This window comes from Deinococcus radiotolerans, assembly GCF_014647435.1.
Taxonomy (GTDB): Bacteria; Deinococcota; Deinococci; order Deinococcales; family Deinococcaceae; genus Deinococcus; species Deinococcus radiotolerans.
The window spans coordinates 20,429-35,837 of record NZ_BMPE01000002.1 but is presented as its reverse complement, the minus strand read 5'-3'; the positions used below and the strand labels follow the sequence as shown (position 1 = coordinate 35,837).

Sequence of the window (15,409 nt, the reverse complement as noted above, 5' to 3'; positions counted from 1 at the left end):
GGACCACCGGTGGCCGTGGGGCTGCATGCCGTTCCAGTGGACGCAGAGGGCGGCGTCAGGCCGCGCCGGGATTCGTGCATGCCGTGAACACAAGGCACAGAAACGTGTGGGGCAGGCGGCCTACACTGGGGGCACCGTGGCGCTGCGCCTGCCCCTTCCGTCCCGCGTGCCGTCCCTGGCGCGCGAGGTGGCGCTGCCGCACACGCCCCGCCTGTTGCGGGTGGGCCCGCGGCTGTTCCTGACGACGCTGGGGGCGTTTCTGGTGCTGGGCCTGCCGGTGGCGGGGCTGGTCAGTCAGGGCGTCTACGACGGGATTCACCGCTCGTTCGCGGAGCGGTCGCTGCGTGAGTCGCGGCTGGTGGCGACCCTGCCGCCCGTGGTGGCGGCCCTGTCAGGGAACGCGGCCGAGCGGGCGAACCTGAACGCCCTGATGAACCGGTACCGGGATCAGCTGGGCGCGGACTACGTGGTGGTCACCGACCGGGACGCACGGCGCCTGACGCACCCGAACCCGGCGCAGGTGGGGCAGCGCATGCAGGGCGGGGACTTCACGGCGTTCCTGCGGGGCCGGAGCGTCACAGAGACGGTGCAGGGCACGCTGGGCCGCTCGGTGCGGTCGAAGGTGCCCATCGTGGACGGCGCGGGGCGGGTGCTGGGGCTGGCGAGCGTGGGCTTCCTGCTGCCCCGCCTGCGGGACGTGTTCCTGGACGTGCTGCGCGCGGGCCTGCCCTGGTACCTGCTGGCGCTGGCCCTGGCGCTGGCCCTGGCGCTGGGCGTGGCGCGGCGCGTGAAGACCGAGATGCTGGGCCTGGAACCCGAGCAGATCGCCGGGGGCCTGCGGCAGTACCGGGCGGTGCTGAACACCCTGGAAGAAGGGGTGCTGGTGGCCCGCGCGGGGCAGGTGTTCGTGATGAATCCCCAGGCGCGCGCGCTGCTGGGCACCCCCGACGCCGCGCTGCCGCTGCCGTGGCCGCCGGGCCTCCCGCTGCCCGTGCCGGGGGCGGGGCCGGTCACGGCGGAGGTGGCGGGCCGCCCGGTGCTGCTGGCCGCGCAGGAGGCCGGCGAGGGCGCCGTGGTGGTCACGCTGCGGGACCTGGCGCGGGTGCGGGCCCTGGCGGACGAGCTGACCCAGTCGCAGCGCTACGCGGAACTGCTGCGGGCGCAGACGCACGAGTTCACGAACCGCCTGCACACCCTGGCGGGCCTGCTGCACCTAGGCGAGACGCGCGAGGCCCTGGCCCTCATCCATGCGCAGTCGGCCCGGCACGAGGCGCACCTGCAGGCGGTGGGGGCGCTGCGGCACGTGCGGCTCTCGGCGCTGCTGCTGGGCAAGTTCGACCGCGCGGCGGAACGGGGCGTGACACTCACCCTCGATCCGCTGTCGGCCCTGCCGGGCACGCTGCCGCCCGGCGTGCTGGACCTGCTGGAGCTCGCGGCAGGGAACCTGATCGAGAACGCCCTGGAGGCGGCGAGCGGCACGCCGGACGCCGAGGTGTGCGTGCTGATCGCCACCGACCCGGAAGGCCTGATTCTGGAGGTGCGCGACACTGGGCCCGGCGTGCCCCCGGCGTTGGCGGACACCCTGACCGTGCGGGGCGTGAGCAGCAAGGGTACGGGGCGTGGCGTGGGGCTGGCCCTGGTGTCAGACCGCGCGCAGGCGCTCGGCGCGGCCCTCTCGCACGACCGCGTGAGTGCGCACGGGCGGGACTGGACGCGCTTCACACTGGACGTCCCCCTCCCCGAGGCCGAAGAATGAAGGGCGTGACCTCTCCCCCACCGCTGTGCGTGCTGATCGTCGAGGACGACCCGCAGATCGCGGCGCTGCACTGGCGGCTGCTGGAGCGCGCCGGGGGCTTCACGGTGCTGGGGCAGGCGGAATCGCTGCGGGTGGCGCGGGCCATGCTGCGCACCCTGCACCCGGACCTGCTACTGCTGGACGTGCACCTGCCCGACGGGCGCGGCCTGGACCTGCTGCGCGAGGCGCGCATGAGTGGCGCGCGGGTGGACGCGATCCTGGTCACGGCCGCCAGCGACGCGCCCAGCGTGCAGGACGCGCTGCTGCACGGCGCGGCGGATTACCTCGTGAAGCCCGTGACGCCCGAGCGCTTCACGCTGGCGCTGGAGCGCGCCCGAGAACGCGCCGCGCTGTGGGCGCAGGGGGACGTGCGCCAGGGGCACCTGGACGCCCTGTTCGCCCCGCCCGCCGCCCCGGACGCCGCGGGGCTGGACGGGGACACGCTGCGCCGCGTGCGGGCCGCCCTGCGCGACCTGGGCGAGGCGAGTGCCGCCGAGCTGGGCACCCGCGTGGGCCTCAGCCGCGTGACCGCGTGGCGGTACCTGGAGCACCTCGTCGAGACCGGCGAGGCCAGCGTGGGCACCGACGTCCGCACCGGGGGCCGCCCCGCAAAACGCTACCGCCGGGTGTAGCGGGGACTTGCGTGCATTGCGTGCCCGGCGCGGCTGTCCCTGACCGGGGAACGTGTCACGCTGGGCGTTTCGGGGCGGTGGTACGCTCAGAGACGCTATGGATTCTTACGACGTTCTGGTGATTGGTGGCGGCCCCGCGGGGTACGTGGCGGCGATTCGCGCGGCGCAGCTGGGCTTCAAGACGGCCTGCGTGGACGCCTTTGAGCGGAATGGCAAGGCGTCCCTGGGGGGCACGTGCCTGAACGTGGGCTGCATTCCCAGCAAGGCGATGCTGGACAGCAGCGAGAAGTTCGAGATGCTCCAGCATGACTTCGCCGAGCACGGCATCAACGTACAGGGCGCGTCCGTGGACGTCGCGCAGATGCTGAAGCGTCAGAGCGGCGTGGTGGACAAGCTGACGGGCGGCGTGGCGTTCCTGTTCCGCAAGAACAAGATCACCAGCATTCACGGCCTGGGCCGCCTCGTGCGCCAGGACGGCGACGCCTGGATCGTGGACGTGGCGGGTACTGAGGTGAAGGCCAAGCACGTGATCGTCGCGACGGGTAGCAGCCCCCGCGCGCTGCCCCTAGCACCCTTCGGCGGGCACGTGGTGGAGAACAGCGGCGCGCTGAGCTTCACCGAAGTGCCCGGCAAGCTGGGCGTGATCGGCGCGGGCGTGATCGGCCTGGAACTGGGCAGCGTGTGGCGCCGCCTGGGCGCGCAGGTCACCGTTCTGGAGGCCCTGCCGGGCTTCCTGATGGCCGCCGATGACGCGATTGCCAAGGAAGGCCTGAAGCTGTTCCAGAAGCAGGGCCTGGACTTCCACTTCGGCGTGAACATCACCTCTGTCGAGCAGGACGAGACCGGCGTGAGCGTGACCTACACCGAGAAGGAGCAGGAGGTCACGGCGCGCTTCGACAAGCTGATCGTCTCCATCGGCCGCGTGCCCCACACCCAGGGCCTGGGTGCCGACGCGGTGGGTCTGGCGCTGGATGAGCGCGGCTTCGTGAAGGTGGACCACCACTACCGCACCAACCTCCCCGGCGTGTACGCCATCGGCGACGTGATCGGCGGCGCCATGCTGGCCCACAAGGCCGAGGAGGAGGGCGTGGCCCTCGCCGAGATGCTGGCCGGGCAGGCCGGGCACGTGAACTACGACGTGATCCCCTGGGTGATCTACACCAGCCCCGAGATCGCCTGGGCCGGCCTGACCGAGAAGCAGGCAAAAGAGAAGGGCCTGAGCATCAAGACCGGGCAGTTCCCGTTCAGCGCGAACGGCCGCGCCCTGGGCCACGGCGACACGCGCGGCTTCGTGAAGATCATCGCCGACGCGCAGACCGACAAGCTGCTGGGCGTGCACATGATCGGCGGCGGCGTCAGCGAGCTGATCGGCGAGGTCGTGGCGATCATGGAGTTCGGCGGCAGCAGTGAGGACCTCGCCCGCACCGTCCACGCCCACCCCACCCTGTCCGAGGTCGTCAAGGAGGCCGCCCTGGCCACCGACAAACGCGCGCTGCACATGTAAAAACCGCACTTCAGGCGGGGCGTGACCGCGGCGGTCCGCCCCGCCTCTCTCTGGCCCCGCAGGGCACCCGTCCACACCGCTTGACGAAACTGAGGAAACCCTGTATCTTTCTGTGCGTGCCGGAAACGGCGCCCCTTGAAAGGCAGGAAGCGAAGGCGCAAGCCGACGACAACTGAAGTGGTGTGGCCCCATCGTCTAACGGTTAGGACACTACCCTTTCAAGGTAGCGATACGGGTTCGAATCCCGTTGGGGTCACCACGAACGCTCGCCTCTGCTCACGCGGAGGCGAGCGCTTTTTGATCCCCCGCAGGCCCGGCGCATGAGCCAGCACTGGGAGGGGGCATGGGCTGTCCCCTCCCAGTGCTGGCCGCCAGGATCAGTGCGCGCCGGGGTCAAGTGCCAGGACGCGCCGGGTGGCCTCCGCCAGAATGGTCTGGACGGCCTCCTCGCTCTGGGCCTCCACGTACACCCGCACCACCGGCTCCGTCCCGGACGCGCGGAACATGGCCGACGCCCCTCCGTCCAGCAGCAGCTTCACGCCGTCGCGGGTATTCACGCCCTGCACGGCGTGCCCGGCCACCTCGGCGTACGCCGGTGCGGCACTCAGCAGCGCGGCCTTATCGAACGCGGCGCTCAGGTGCAGATCGTTGCGGTCGTAGAAGTGCCGGAATCCCACCTCCTGCTCGATCTGGGCGAACAGGTCGTCCAGGCTCAGGCCACTGGCGGCCACGGCCTCGATCATCAGCAGACTGTTCAGCAGCCCGTCACGCTCGGGAATGTGCCCACGGGAGGACAGGCCGCCGGACTCCTCGCCGCCCATCAGCACGGCCAGCCGCTCGTCCGCCTGACCTTCCAGGAAGGCGTCCGTGATGTACTTGAAGCCCACCGGCGTCTCCAGCACGTCCAGACCCAGCCGCCCGGCCAGCAGCTCGATCACGCGGCTGCCCGACACGGTCTTTACCACGCGGCCCCTCAGGCCACGCCCGTACAGGTGCCGCAGCAGCACGGCGAAGATCTGATGGCTGTTGAAGAAACGGCCACCTGCCGTGACGGCCCCCACCCGGTCGGCGTCCCCGTCCGTGATGACGCCCAGGGCCGTCCCGGTCTCCCCGGCCAGTCGCGTGATCAGGTCACCCAGGTTCTGCGGAATCGGCTCGGGGTTCACGCCATAGAACATCGGGTCCGGCCGGCCGTGCAGTTCCTCGAAGTGCAGCGGCAACCCCCGGCTGATCACGTAGTCGGCCAGCCACCCGCAGGCCGCGCCACCCATGGCGTCGTGCACCACCAGGCCACGGTAGGACCGCAGCGTCTCCAAGTTCAGCTGCCGGTCCAGCTGCGCGTAGTAGGCCTCGCGGATGTCCAGAGGCTGAACTGTCCCCCGCGCGCCCTCGTACCGGCTGGGGTGACTGAGCGCCCACTCGATCTGCGCGACGGTCGAGGGTGTGGCGCTGCCACCGTAGGCTCCCTTGATCTTGTACCCGTTGTAGGGCGGCGGGTTGTGCGATGCCGTGATCATGACGCCGCCCGCCGCCCCGTGATGCACGACAGCAAACGACAGCGCCGGCGTGGGGAGGAACTCTGGGGCCAGCAGCACGTCCAGACCCTGCTCAGCCATGACATCCGCCACGACCCGCGCGAACCCGCTCCCCTGGAAGCGGGTATCTAACCCCACCACGACCAACCGGCCTCCCTCCTCCCGTAGCACCTGCGCGTGGGCGCGCGCCACGATCCGCAAGTTGTTGTAGGTGAAGTCCTCAGCGATGATATCCCGCCAGCCATCTGTTCCGAATGTAATCGGCATATGGATCTCAGTGTAATCGCACAGCGCACTATCGCGGCATCTCAGGTCGCCTGCCTTGAAAATTATAAGAAACCAGCCACAGAAAATAATCTATTGTGGAAAAATTTTTGATTATATAAATCAAATTAATTTATTAAAATCCACTTTGAATAAAATAATGCAGCAGTATATATTAAAAGCGCTATTTTAGATTGGCCTCACGGTTAATAGAAGGAGCGAACATTATAGCCAACCAACGCTTGAGTGTCATATACTTACACGTATGACGACCCAACAAGATGAAACCAGCGCAAGCCCCCCCCCTCAGTGGGTGAGCTGGCTGATCGCTCTCGTCCCTGTTCTTCCTCCTCTTTATCTTGCTTCTTTCTCCAGGCTAAGGGACCTTGCAAGCATTCCGCAGTCGGCTAAGTATTTGATTGGCGGATTCCTTTTGACACAACTTATATCAACCGCTTTTACAGATAATCCTGTTTTGTCTTTGCTTCTAATAGGTCTCCACTCATTTCTTATCTTATCACTTATAGCAGTCGGATTATATTTAAAAAGCAGCATATACGTTTTCCCCATCATATATGGGCAGGTTTTTATTATTATTTCGTCATGGATATTCACAATATTAGAAAATGTAAATCTTTTGAATAGATTAAGTGGGCCCTATTATCATTCAGTATCGTTAGGTTTTACAGCAGCTCTATTTGTTTGGCTCGTATATTACTCTGACAAGGGTCTAATTTTTAAAATCTCAATGATAATTATCGCATTGATTACCCTTCTGGCAACAGGGAGCCGTGGAGCTGCTCTAGCGCTGATCACAGGTTTTATAGGGGCAATTTTAAAAAGAAATCTTCGATTTATATTCTTTGCATTTCTCTGCATTCTATTGCTGCTACCAGTCATGTCGAGGGGTAACTCAGTTATTTTCGATCACATCTCTGGAAGAGGCCTCAGCCATAGAGACGTCGTGTGGGCTGAAGCCCTTAGCTCGTGGAAGAAGAATCCGATAGGGGGGGTAGGTCTGTATCAAGCAGGACCGCACATAACTCAACTTATGGTGGGAGGCTGCTCACTAACTCAGGCAGCAGAAATAGCTGGGGCCTCCTGTCCAAAATCTTTGGAAGCTTTTATTAGTGCCAATCTCACAGCGCACAATCTCGTTATTAATCAGGGTTTGTCCACAGGGATTATCGGCCTTTTGGGATTTTTGGTACTATTTATATATTTTGCTAGACAGATAATACTGACGGACTCACCATTACCCAACGCAATATTATTTGGGTATACATTTATGAATATATTTGATGTAACAGTTATATTACCTACATTGCATTATGGAGAGTTGTTCTGGGTTTTCTGTGGCTTCACCTTTCTAATTAGGAGTAAAAAAAATAATAAAAATATAGCGAATATGGCAGCATAATTTATCGCCACACGATAATTCATTGAAACCGTATCTGCTAGAGCTAGACCGAGTTGTTCGACTTTAACACAGGCATACCCACCGTCATTACATTTAAATATTAATTTAATATCTGAATCGGTGGTAACACTTGATAGGTCAAATACCCCGTGTGCAGAGTTGACTTGGTCACCATGTATTTGTCCAAGAATTCGTCCTAAATTCTTCAACTCAACCGAGAATCCTGAACTTCCAGCCACAGTTAAGACAAGATGCAGCGGTCTAAGACCCTCATCAAGATGCAGTGAGACATCTCTAGTGGTCAATTGACGGTAAAATCTGCCATTCTCAAACAAGAGGTCGGCTAGGCCTTGAACACGAACAGGAAAACTTTGTGAATTATATTGATAAAGAGTGGCGTTTAATCCTACAGTGTGGGATGTATCTGGATAGTTGACGACACTAATCTGACTGTCGTATTGTCGAATCTGGGAAATATCACAAGGATTTGGAGTACAGCTGTAATTAATTCTTAAGTTGAATTTTCCCTTCGAATTAAATGAAAATCTTTTATCAAAAAAATTAGCTTTATAGAATTTATCTGTCCTTAATAAAGTATTGTCTATATATATTTTAGTATTGATATCTGATTTTCTAGAATATAATTGATACTTAAATACCACAAGTTTATCAGCAGGTAAATCAAGCGTTAGTAGTACAGGGTTTTTTTCGACTGCTCTGAAGTCTGAATTACCATCAGACATAACTTCAGACAGTCCATCAATTTTAGCGATAAAGTTTTTTAAATTGTCCATAGTTGATTTAATTTCAAATTATCGGAAGTAAAGAATGCTTAATATCTTCCCATCTGTCACAGTTCAAGCTAACGTCTCCAGGTAAAGGAACACCGGCTTGAGCCTTAAGACCTGAGGTCACTTTAGTATTACGCCTTCGAGCCAATTCGTAAACGCTTTTACGCTCAGTAGCAATGTGAAGAATAGAGGGTGTTATTCTTGAGCTTAAATTAATGGCTAGTGCTATGTCTGGAGCAATTACGTCTACATAATCCTGACTTGTATAAACGTCACTAAATGCAATAGGGTACTGAAATTCTCGCGGCCTGAAACTAGTCCGGACTATAATATATTTCTCGGCACATCTGACTGCCTCTTCGGCTATGAGTTTTGTTAGTGCATAATAGTTGACAGTGGGACCGGGCGTATCCGATTCCTTATATCCCCCCAGCTCTCCACTAAAAACATAATCCGTACTTATATGGAACAGGATCGCACCTACTTCATTAGCCGCCTGAACCATATTGCGAGTACCTTCCACGTTCACAGACCAACATTCCGTCCGCTTAGTTTCAGCCAGCTTGACATCTGTGAATGCGGCAGCATGAACGATGATATCTGGCTTTTCAAATTTTACAACGGACATTACTTGAGAAATATCTGTAATGTTCATTGTTGCTGATGGCGGTGCCACAACACCCGGCAACAAGGTACGGAGTTCCGTACCTAACCGACCGCCGCCTCCAGTGAGGAGAACTTTCATCCCATGTCCTCAGCCCACAACTCATCACCGAAGAAGTTCCAGGGCAAGCGTCCCTCGTTGGGATCAGTGATATCAAACTGCGCGTCCATGGTGTAGAGCAATGTGGCTCCCTGTTCACTGGCCTGATACCCGTGCGCAACGCCACTGGGGATGTGAACCATCATTGGTTGCTCTCCGCTAAAAACCAGTTTGCGCTTGACGCCCACGGTGGGACTGTGCTTGCGGCAGTCAACCAACCAGATCACCAGTTGGCCCTGCAACACACACCAGATTTCATTCTGTTCCTGCTTGATGTGGATGTGGAAGGCGTTGATGCGCTTCGGCGCTGCCCACGAAACGCTGATCTGTCTGGGTTTAAGCTGACCTGGCAGGCCCTGTACACCCTCCACATCCATACGGACATACTCCATAAAGGCACCATTTTCGCTCCGATTCTTTTTCAACGCGTGAATCCACACGCCATGAATCTGCGGCGCAACTGGGTATGTCTCAAATGTCAGTTCCTGCGCGTATTGGGGCGCAAGCATGATGGCGTGCTCAGACATGCCATTTCTCCTTACTTAGTTTCAAAAGGTATTTTCCATACCCGTTCTTGGAAAGCTTCTGGGCGTGGGCGAGCAGCGTTTCGGTAGTGATCCAACCATTCCGCCACGCGACTTCCTCGGGGGAAGCGATTTTCAGGCCTTGGCGGTGTTCGATCGCTTGCACAAACAAGCTGGCTTCCAACATACTCTCGTGTGTACCCGTATCCAGCCACGCAAAGCCCCGGCGCATTAGTTGTACATCCAGAAGCCCGCTGTGCAGGTAGGTACTATTTACGTCCGTAATTTCCAACTCGCCACGCGACGAAGGCCTGATGCTGCGGGCAATCTCTACTACGTGCTTATCGTAGAAATATAGCCCAGTGACCGCATAATCCGACTTAGGCTCAGACGGCTTTTCCTCAATGGACAGTGCCTTGCCAGTCTGATCGAAATCCACCACACCGTACCGCTCAGGATCGCTCACCTGATACGCGAAGACCGTGGCGCCCTGCGTGCGACTGTTCGCCGCCTGCATCAGATGGGATAGGTCGTTGCCATAAAAGATGTTATCGCCCAGCACCAGAGCGCTGGGTTGGCCGGCGATGAACTCCTCACCTATCAGGAAAGCCTGCGCTAATCCCTCAGGCCTGGGCTGCACTGCGTATTCCAGGCGGACTCCCCACTGAGACCCGTCTCCCAGCAGCTGTCGGAAGCGCGGGGTGTCTTCGGGCGTGCTGATGATCAGGATGTCCTGCATGCCGCCCAGCATCAGGGTCGTCAGCGGGTAATAGATCATCGGCTTATCATAGATGGGGAGCAGTTGCTTGCTGACGGCAATGGTCGCCGGATATAAGCGAGTACCGGATCCGCCAGCCAGGATGATGCCCCGGCGCGAAGTGGCGAATGCAGTCATGTGGTCTGGGTACCCGCGAGGCGTTCGGCGTACTGGCGGTTGTAATACTCTCGGAACTCACTATTGCGAATGGGCTCCCACCACCAGCGGTTCTCTGCGTACCAGCGCGCAGCTTCTGCGACGGCCTGCCGGGGATCGTATTTTGGCTCCCAGCCGAGACTCCGTAATTTATCCACGTTCATGGAGTAGCGACGGTCATGCCCTGGGCGGTCAGCGACATGTCTCACCAAGCTGTGATCCTGGCCGAGAGTGTCGAGCACAATATCCACCATCTCCAAGTTGGTCATCTCGCGGCCGGTCCCGACGTTGTATACCGCACCAATCTCACCCCTGAGCAGCACGGCCTCAATCCCTGTGCAGTGATCGTAGACGTGAGCGTAATCGCGCATTTGCAGGCCATCTCCGTAGACAGGGATAACCTCACCGAGGATGGCATTGGTGCTGAACAGAGGCACAGCCTTCTCAGGGTATTGGTAGGGGCCGACATTGTTTGCGCCACGAGTGATGGTCACCGGTATACCGTACGTGACCGCGTATGCCTGGACTAGTTGATCTGCTGCGGCTTTGCTGGCAGCGTATGGGCTGCGGGGTGCCAGCTCGTCTGTTTCTAAACTCTGATGCTCATCCTTGATATGGCCATAGACTTCGTCAGTGCTGATGTGGTGTAAGCGGATACCCAGTTCGCGCGCTACTTCCAGGAGTACATGCGTGCCTCGCACATTCGTGTCAGTAAAGACCAGAGGCCCCAGAATACTTTGATCTACGTGCGTCTCTGCTGCGAAATTAACAATCAGGTTGATACTTTCATCCGTGCATGTCTTTCGCACAAGCTCCTGATCTCCGATGTCTCCCACCACAAGTGAAATATTGGCTGAATCCCATAGATCGAGCAGGTTTTCTCTACGACCAGCGTAAGTTAACTTGTCATATATCACTATGCGACTCTCAGGGTGTTGCGCTAACCAGTAGCGTACAAAATTACTGCCAATGAATCCACAGCCACCAGTTATCAGTAGTCTCTCCATCATAGACTCCTCCGCGCATTTAGCCAATAGCCTTTATGCATACTGAACTTTTTAGAAATTTTCTTGCCCAGGAGGCGATGATTTTTACCGAGGTAATAGCCCATATAACGAGCAAAAGAGTGCAGAATAAATCTCGGAATCAATGGTTTTTTATTTATGTATAAATTACTTAAAATAAACTTTACATATTTTAATCCTTCCCCCTCAGAGTTAAGATTTTTGAGCGCACTTATATCGGAATGAGACACTCCTATATCAAAGCTCCTAGAAAAATCTTTCTTGATAGTGTATTCATGAGAATGGATAACTTTTGCACTACTACTGTAGCCCACTCGATAACCCTGATCCATCATTCGCTTACATATGACTACATCTTCATTCAGAATAATCCCCTCTTCAAAGCCACCAACTGCTTTGAAAGCTTCCACTCTGTATGCTGAACACACATTGGAGAAGAAATATTTTCTAGCACCATTACTGCTAGAACCAGTATGCTTTAAAGCAAACTTTTGATTCTCTTGGGCGGGATAATTATACGACCTGGTGAGGCTCTCAATGTAAGAAGCATCAGGCCGTGCAAGCTGACGTGCATAAAGTGCGTCAGCTTGTCTGGAAATAATAGGCTCGACAAGATTCCGAAGTGTTTCCGCGTTCTCAGGGACAGCGTCTTGAGTCATAAAGATTAGAATATCGCAATCCATTGCCATTCGCGCACCCAGATTACGCGAAGCCCCATGATCAAAATCCGATTTACTTATACTAATTACGTCAAAACCAGCATCCTTCCAAAGTTCACACGATCCATCCTCAGATGAGGAATCAATAATCACCACTTTGCTGACCATTAAATCCTGGTCACGAATTGCATTTATCATTGAAATAGCATGACTTCCAGGATTATACGTTGGAATTACAATAGCTATTTTATGCATATTCCGAAATCTCCTTAAATGTTCCCTCTGATATTGCTTCCCAACTATACTTTTTTCTAAGTCTTTGAGACATATCCTCAGTAATGCTGCATATTGAAGGATTAGCGAGAATATCATTCAATTTATCTTTTATATCGTTAACATCATATGGGTCAACAAGACATGCGTACTCCTGAGCATGCTCAAGAATCCCAGTATTATTCGATGTTATAACTCTGGTCCCGCAAGCAGCCGCTTCGAGCGGCGGGATTCCAAAACCTTCTGCAAGAGGCGCGTATATGAATGCTGAAGCACCCGAATAAAGCGCAGGCAAATCAGCTTCTTCAACATATCCTATGAATTTTGCCGTATCACCTAGATCGATAGATTCTCCAAAAACCTTTTTACTACCTAGTCCACCAGCCACAACCATCTGATATTTTTCATTTTTTATACTAGCCCAAGCTTCAAGTATCCTGGATAAATTTTTTCTTTTTTCTATAGAACTAAGAGTAAGAATATAATCTTTCTCTAAATTATATTTTATACGAACTCTTTTTATTTCCTCCGAATCTCTTCGATAAAAATTCTCAGAGACTCCATTTCCCAAAACTTTTATCTTTGATTCATCTATCTTAAGCGTTTCAATGATGCGCATTTTTGAATATTCAGATACTGTAATAATTTTTCTACTTCTCTGAGCCAGTATGGGTAAGATAAATTTATACCATCTATGAAAGTTACTTGAAACCCATTCAGGATTTTCAATAGAAAAAACATCATGTATAGTGACAATTTGATTTCTTGACATCACGGGTCCCATATTACAAGGAGACCATAATACTTTTTTATTTGCCGAAGTCACAGGAAGCGAGACCTGCTCCCATAAATATCCACTTCCAAATCCGACCCCAATACCCGCAACTCCCTGATAATCTGTTTGAAGCGTAGCATTCTTAGGATACAAGAGCTTGTAGGATTGACGTTCAAAACGTGATACGATTTCGTAAGCATATCTCTGAACACCAGTCATTTTTTGAGTCATAAATCTGCCGTTAATCTCAATCATTTTTATTTCCCCTTTGCGTATTGACATAGAAAATTCCTGACACAAACCAGAACCAGTAAGCGAATCTCGAGAAGTAAAATGCATCAACGATAAAAGCCACGATCATAATAGCCATAACTGCAAATGGAACTGCATATTTCAGGCTATTATTAAGATATATGCGTCCAAATATATTATATAAGAGAATTAAAAATAACATCAATCCCAAAGGACCATTTTCAGCCAACATTCTGATATAGAATCCATCAATAGATGGACCGAAGTAACCTGGTCCGAATCCTAACGGTCCCTGCTTAATCTTTTCCCATAAATATCGCCATTTCGATAATCTAATGAAGAGGGATGGGTCAGAGTTACTTGAAAGACGATCTAACTTAACGAAGTTAACATCGCTATTAATTATTTGACCGCCATTTCTTAAATCTTTAGCTAGAGATGCGATTGAATTCGATTTGAAAACACTTGTTATACGCTCGTTTTTGGATAAAGAATAACCTGATATCGCAAAAAATACAATTATTATTAGCAAGCTTATATATTTATTCTTAGACGACTTAATATATGATAATCCGACAATCAGTACTCCCACAATCATTGCAGCGCGAGATTGCGTCATAAACAGTGTTGTGCAAGCCATAATAATTAGTATATATGCTATTTTCTTCGTAGACTTTTTAACAGACGACATCATGTATATTAAAAAGGGAATCTGAAAAAGAACCAGAAGCGCAAGCTCAATTGGGTTTGCAGTTTGAGCAACTGTTCGATATATGTGGCCAGTTCGCCAAACTCCGTCTTGAGAACCACCTAAGATACCCAAGAACTGTAGAATTGACCAAATAAATTCAATCAATACAGCAAAGGCAGATAGATTAACTATAGCATTGAATGACTTTTTCAAATTACGTTGAGCAAGCATATATCCTATAAAGAAAATAGATATATACATTGTGTATCTCAAAAGGTATGGCAATGCCGAAGTGCCGAAATTAGATAAAAGTATCTGTACTATATTTAATATAGTTATAACTAAAAATATTGCCAATATCTTTCTAGGAATTTTCTTATCAAAATAAAACATACCTATAGATATAATAAGAAGCAAAAAATATAATATATCATCTGGTTTTATGCCCACAGCTGTAGAATTTAAACCAATTAAATTTATCTTCGGGATAAATATAAAAAACAAAAGACTAAAATAAATAACATGATATGGCCTTAGACTTATTCGCATATCCATCATAATTCTAGAATCTGTCGATATACTTCGATCGTTTTCATGCCAGCAGTTTCCCAAGAATAATTTTCACTAATAAACTCAGACTGACTTAAAAAGTTTCTAGGTAAGGTAACAGCTTTCTCTATAGCATAATCTACATCTTGAGGGTCTTCAGGATTAACAATAAAAGCAATATCATTGAAATAATCCTCAACTGGTGCGCAACGAGATACCACCAGATTAGCTCCATTCAGACCCGCCTCTAAGCTCACTAACCCTGGTGTTTCCAATTTACTCAAAAGAACATGAGCGGAGCATGCTGCATAAGCACTAGCTAACATAGGTCCACCTTGCGGCAATCCATTGATATGTAAAAAACCCGTCTTTTTTCTCATAGATAAATTTTTAAAGTGGTGCGCATATTGCTTTTCAGTGTCTGTAAATCTACCAATAAAAACTACCGGTATGTCGAGCCTATGCGCCGATTCTAATAGTTTTATACTATTTTTTCTACCCTCTATCCTACCAACTGAAAGAATAAATTCCGACTCACCGAATATTTTCCTAATATGAGAATCTCTAAAATTTTGTCCCCCATCTCCAATAAAATCTCTGTCAATACCATTATTTACGACAGTAAATTTGTTGCTGTCAAAACCATACATGTATGTGAGTCTTGAGATCTCGCTTATCGAATTTGGTAGAATTCGCTGGCTTCTTTCAAGGACTTTTTTACGGTGCCAGAATTGCGTTCGCAAAACCCTAGAAGCGAATTTATTAGCTAGGATCCCGGAACCTACTGGGTAAAATATGGAGGAAACTACGTAGGGAATTCCTGCAGCTACCAGCATCTCCGATAATTGACCAAAAATATAATCACTACCGAAAAAGTGTACAATATCAGCTTTTTTTATTTGGTCTAAGCTTGTCATATTTAGAAATTCAACAGTATGACCAAGATCTTCCAATTGTTCTTTTGTTTTGAGTGCCTGCACCTCTGATCCACCAAAAACTAGAGACATAGGACGAGGTATTATAAAAACAATCTTCATTATAAGC

14 protein-coding genes and 1 tRNA gene are annotated in these 15,409 nt (G+C 52.8%); 5 read left to right on the top strand and 10 right to left on the bottom strand.

All coding sequences use genetic code 11. The features are described 5' to 3' along the window. The first annotated feature begins 136 nt into the window (after positions 1-136). From IEY63_RS06090 to IEY63_RS06075, 4 genes are all read left to right on the top strand, one after another. Complete coding sequence (locus tag IEY63_RS06090; protein WP_229784522.1) at positions 137-1,756, top strand: ATP-binding protein; 1,620 nt, start codon at positions 137-139, stop codon at positions 1,754-1,756. A gap of 5 nt (positions 1,757-1,761) precedes the next feature. Beyond that, positions 1,762-2,427 carry a response regulator gene (locus IEY63_RS06085; RefSeq protein ID WP_229784521.1) on the top strand — a complete coding sequence of 222 codons (666 nt, stop codon included), beginning with the start codon at positions 1,762-1,764 and terminating at the stop codon, positions 2,425-2,427. A gap of 97 nt (positions 2,428-2,524) precedes the next feature. Beyond that, the gene (gene lpdA / locus IEY63_RS06080; protein ID WP_189068117.1) at positions 2,525-3,931 is read left to right on the top strand and encodes a dihydrolipoyl dehydrogenase; all 1,407 of its coding nucleotides are present in this window, start codon (positions 2,525-2,527) and stop codon (positions 3,929-3,931) included. 184 nt (positions 3,932-4,115) lie between these two features. After that, positions 4,116-4,190: transfer RNA gene (locus IEY63_RS06075), tRNA-Glu, on the top strand. Between the two features lie 118 nt (positions 4,191-4,308). Here the strand turns inward: IEY63_RS06075 and IEY63_RS06070 are convergent. Beyond that, complete coding sequence (locus IEY63_RS06070) at positions 4,309-5,733, bottom strand: phosphoglucomutase/phosphomannomutase family protein (RefSeq protein WP_189068116.1); 1,425 nt, start codon at positions 5,731-5,733, stop codon at positions 4,309-4,311. Positions 5,734-5,995: 262 nt separating this feature from the next. Between IEY63_RS06070 and IEY63_RS06065 the strand changes: the two genes are divergently transcribed. Further along, positions 5,996-7,150 (top strand): O-antigen ligase family protein, encoded by a 1,155-nt coding sequence (locus IEY63_RS06065; protein WP_189068115.1) that lies wholly within the window; start codon positions 5,996-5,998, stop codon positions 7,148-7,150. Here the strand turns inward: IEY63_RS06065 and IEY63_RS06060 are convergent. The 9 genes from IEY63_RS06060 to IEY63_RS06020 are packed head-to-tail and all read right to left on the bottom strand — an operon-like array spanning position 7,060 to position 15,402. After that, positions 7,060-7,944 carry a hypothetical protein gene (locus IEY63_RS06060; RefSeq protein ID WP_189068114.1) on the bottom strand — a complete coding sequence of 295 codons (885 nt, stop codon included), beginning with the start codon at positions 7,942-7,944 and terminating at the stop codon, positions 7,060-7,062. The two genes, IEY63_RS06065 and IEY63_RS06060, sit on opposite strands and share 91 nt — an antisense overlap. Positions 7,945-7,957: 13 nt before the next feature. Beyond that, a complete protein-coding gene (locus IEY63_RS06055) occupies positions 7,958-8,686 on the bottom strand; it encodes an SDR family oxidoreductase (protein WP_189068113.1) in 729 nt (242 codons plus the stop codon). Continuing rightward, positions 8,683-9,231: a dTDP-4-dehydrorhamnose 3,5-epimerase family protein gene (locus IEY63_RS06050; protein WP_189068112.1), complete on the bottom strand. Its 549-nt coding sequence runs from the start codon at positions 9,229-9,231 to the stop codon at positions 8,683-8,685. The genes IEY63_RS06055 and IEY63_RS06050 overlap by 4 nt, the downstream gene beginning before the upstream one ends. Then, positions 9,224-10,123, bottom strand: coding sequence for a glucose-1-phosphate thymidylyltransferase RfbA (gene rfbA / locus IEY63_RS06045; RefSeq protein WP_189068111.1), 900 nt, complete (start codon positions 10,121-10,123; stop codon positions 9,224-9,226). The genes IEY63_RS06050 and rfbA overlap by 8 nt, the downstream gene beginning before the upstream one ends. Continuing rightward, complete coding sequence (rfbB, locus tag IEY63_RS06040; RefSeq protein WP_189068465.1) at positions 10,120-11,148, bottom strand: dTDP-glucose 4,6-dehydratase; 1,029 nt, start codon at positions 11,146-11,148, stop codon at positions 10,120-10,122. Before rfbB ends, rfbA begins: the two co-directional genes overlap by 4 nt. Continuing rightward, positions 11,148-12,080: a glycosyltransferase family 2 protein gene (locus tag IEY63_RS06035; protein WP_189068110.1), complete on the bottom strand. Its 933-nt coding sequence runs from the start codon at positions 12,078-12,080 to the stop codon at positions 11,148-11,150. The genes rfbB and IEY63_RS06035 overlap by 1 nt, the downstream gene beginning before the upstream one ends. Further along, on the bottom strand, positions 12,073-13,128 hold the full coding sequence (locus tag IEY63_RS06030) for a glycosyltransferase family 4 protein (protein WP_189068109.1): 1,056 nt from the start codon (positions 13,126-13,128) through the stop codon (positions 12,073-12,075). Before IEY63_RS06030 ends, IEY63_RS06035 begins: the two co-directional genes overlap by 8 nt. Further along, positions 13,121-14,374, bottom strand: coding sequence for an O-antigen ligase family protein (locus IEY63_RS06025; protein ID WP_189068108.1), 1,254 nt, complete (start codon positions 14,372-14,374; stop codon positions 13,121-13,123). The genes IEY63_RS06030 and IEY63_RS06025 overlap by 8 nt, the downstream gene beginning before the upstream one ends. Next, a complete protein-coding gene (locus IEY63_RS06020; protein WP_189068107.1) occupies positions 14,371-15,402 on the bottom strand; it encodes a glycosyltransferase family 4 protein in 1,032 nt (343 codons plus the stop codon). The genes IEY63_RS06025 and IEY63_RS06020 overlap by 4 nt, the downstream gene beginning before the upstream one ends. Between the last annotated feature and the right edge of the window lie 7 nt (positions 15,403-15,409).

Coding starts and splice junctions, on each gene's coding strand:
- lpdA (WP_189068117.1), top strand. CDS start 2,525: ATGGATTCTTACGACGTTCTGGTGATTGGTGGCGGCCCCGCGGGGTAC.
- IEY63_RS06070 (WP_189068116.1), bottom strand. CDS start 5,733: ATGCCGATTACATTCGGAACAGATGGCTGGCGGGATATCATCGCTGAG.
- IEY63_RS06065 (WP_189068115.1), top strand. CDS start 5,996: ATGACGACCCAACAAGATGAAACCAGCGCAAGCCCCCCCCCTCAGTGG.
- IEY63_RS06060 (WP_189068114.1), bottom strand. CDS start 7,944: ATGGACAATTTAAAAAACTTTATCGCTAAAATTGATGGACTGTCTGAA.
- IEY63_RS06055 (WP_189068113.1), bottom strand. CDS start 8,686: ATGAAAGTTCTCCTCACTGGAGGCGGCGGTCGGTTAGGTACGGAACTC.
- IEY63_RS06050 (WP_189068112.1), bottom strand. CDS start 9,231: ATGTCTGAGCACGCCATCATGCTTGCGCCCCAATACGCGCAGGAACTG.
- rfbA (WP_189068111.1), bottom strand. CDS start 10,123: ATGACTGCATTCGCCACTTCGCGCCGGGGCATCATCCTGGCTGGCGGA.
- rfbB (WP_189068465.1), bottom strand. CDS start 11,148: ATGGAGAGACTACTGATAACTGGTGGCTGTGGATTCATTGGCAGTAAT.
- IEY63_RS06035 (WP_189068110.1), bottom strand. CDS start 12,080: ATGCATAAAATAGCTATTGTAATTCCAACGTATAATCCTGGAAGTCAT.
- IEY63_RS06030 (WP_189068109.1), bottom strand. CDS start 13,128: ATGATTGAGATTAACGGCAGATTTATGACTCAAAAAATGACTGGTGTT.
- IEY63_RS06025 (WP_189068108.1), bottom strand. CDS start 14,374: ATGATGGATATGCGAATAAGTCTAAGGCCATATCATGTTATTTATTTT.
- IEY63_RS06020 (WP_189068107.1), bottom strand. CDS start 15,402: ATGAAGATTGTTTTTATAATACCTCGTCCTATGTCTCTAGTTTTTGGT.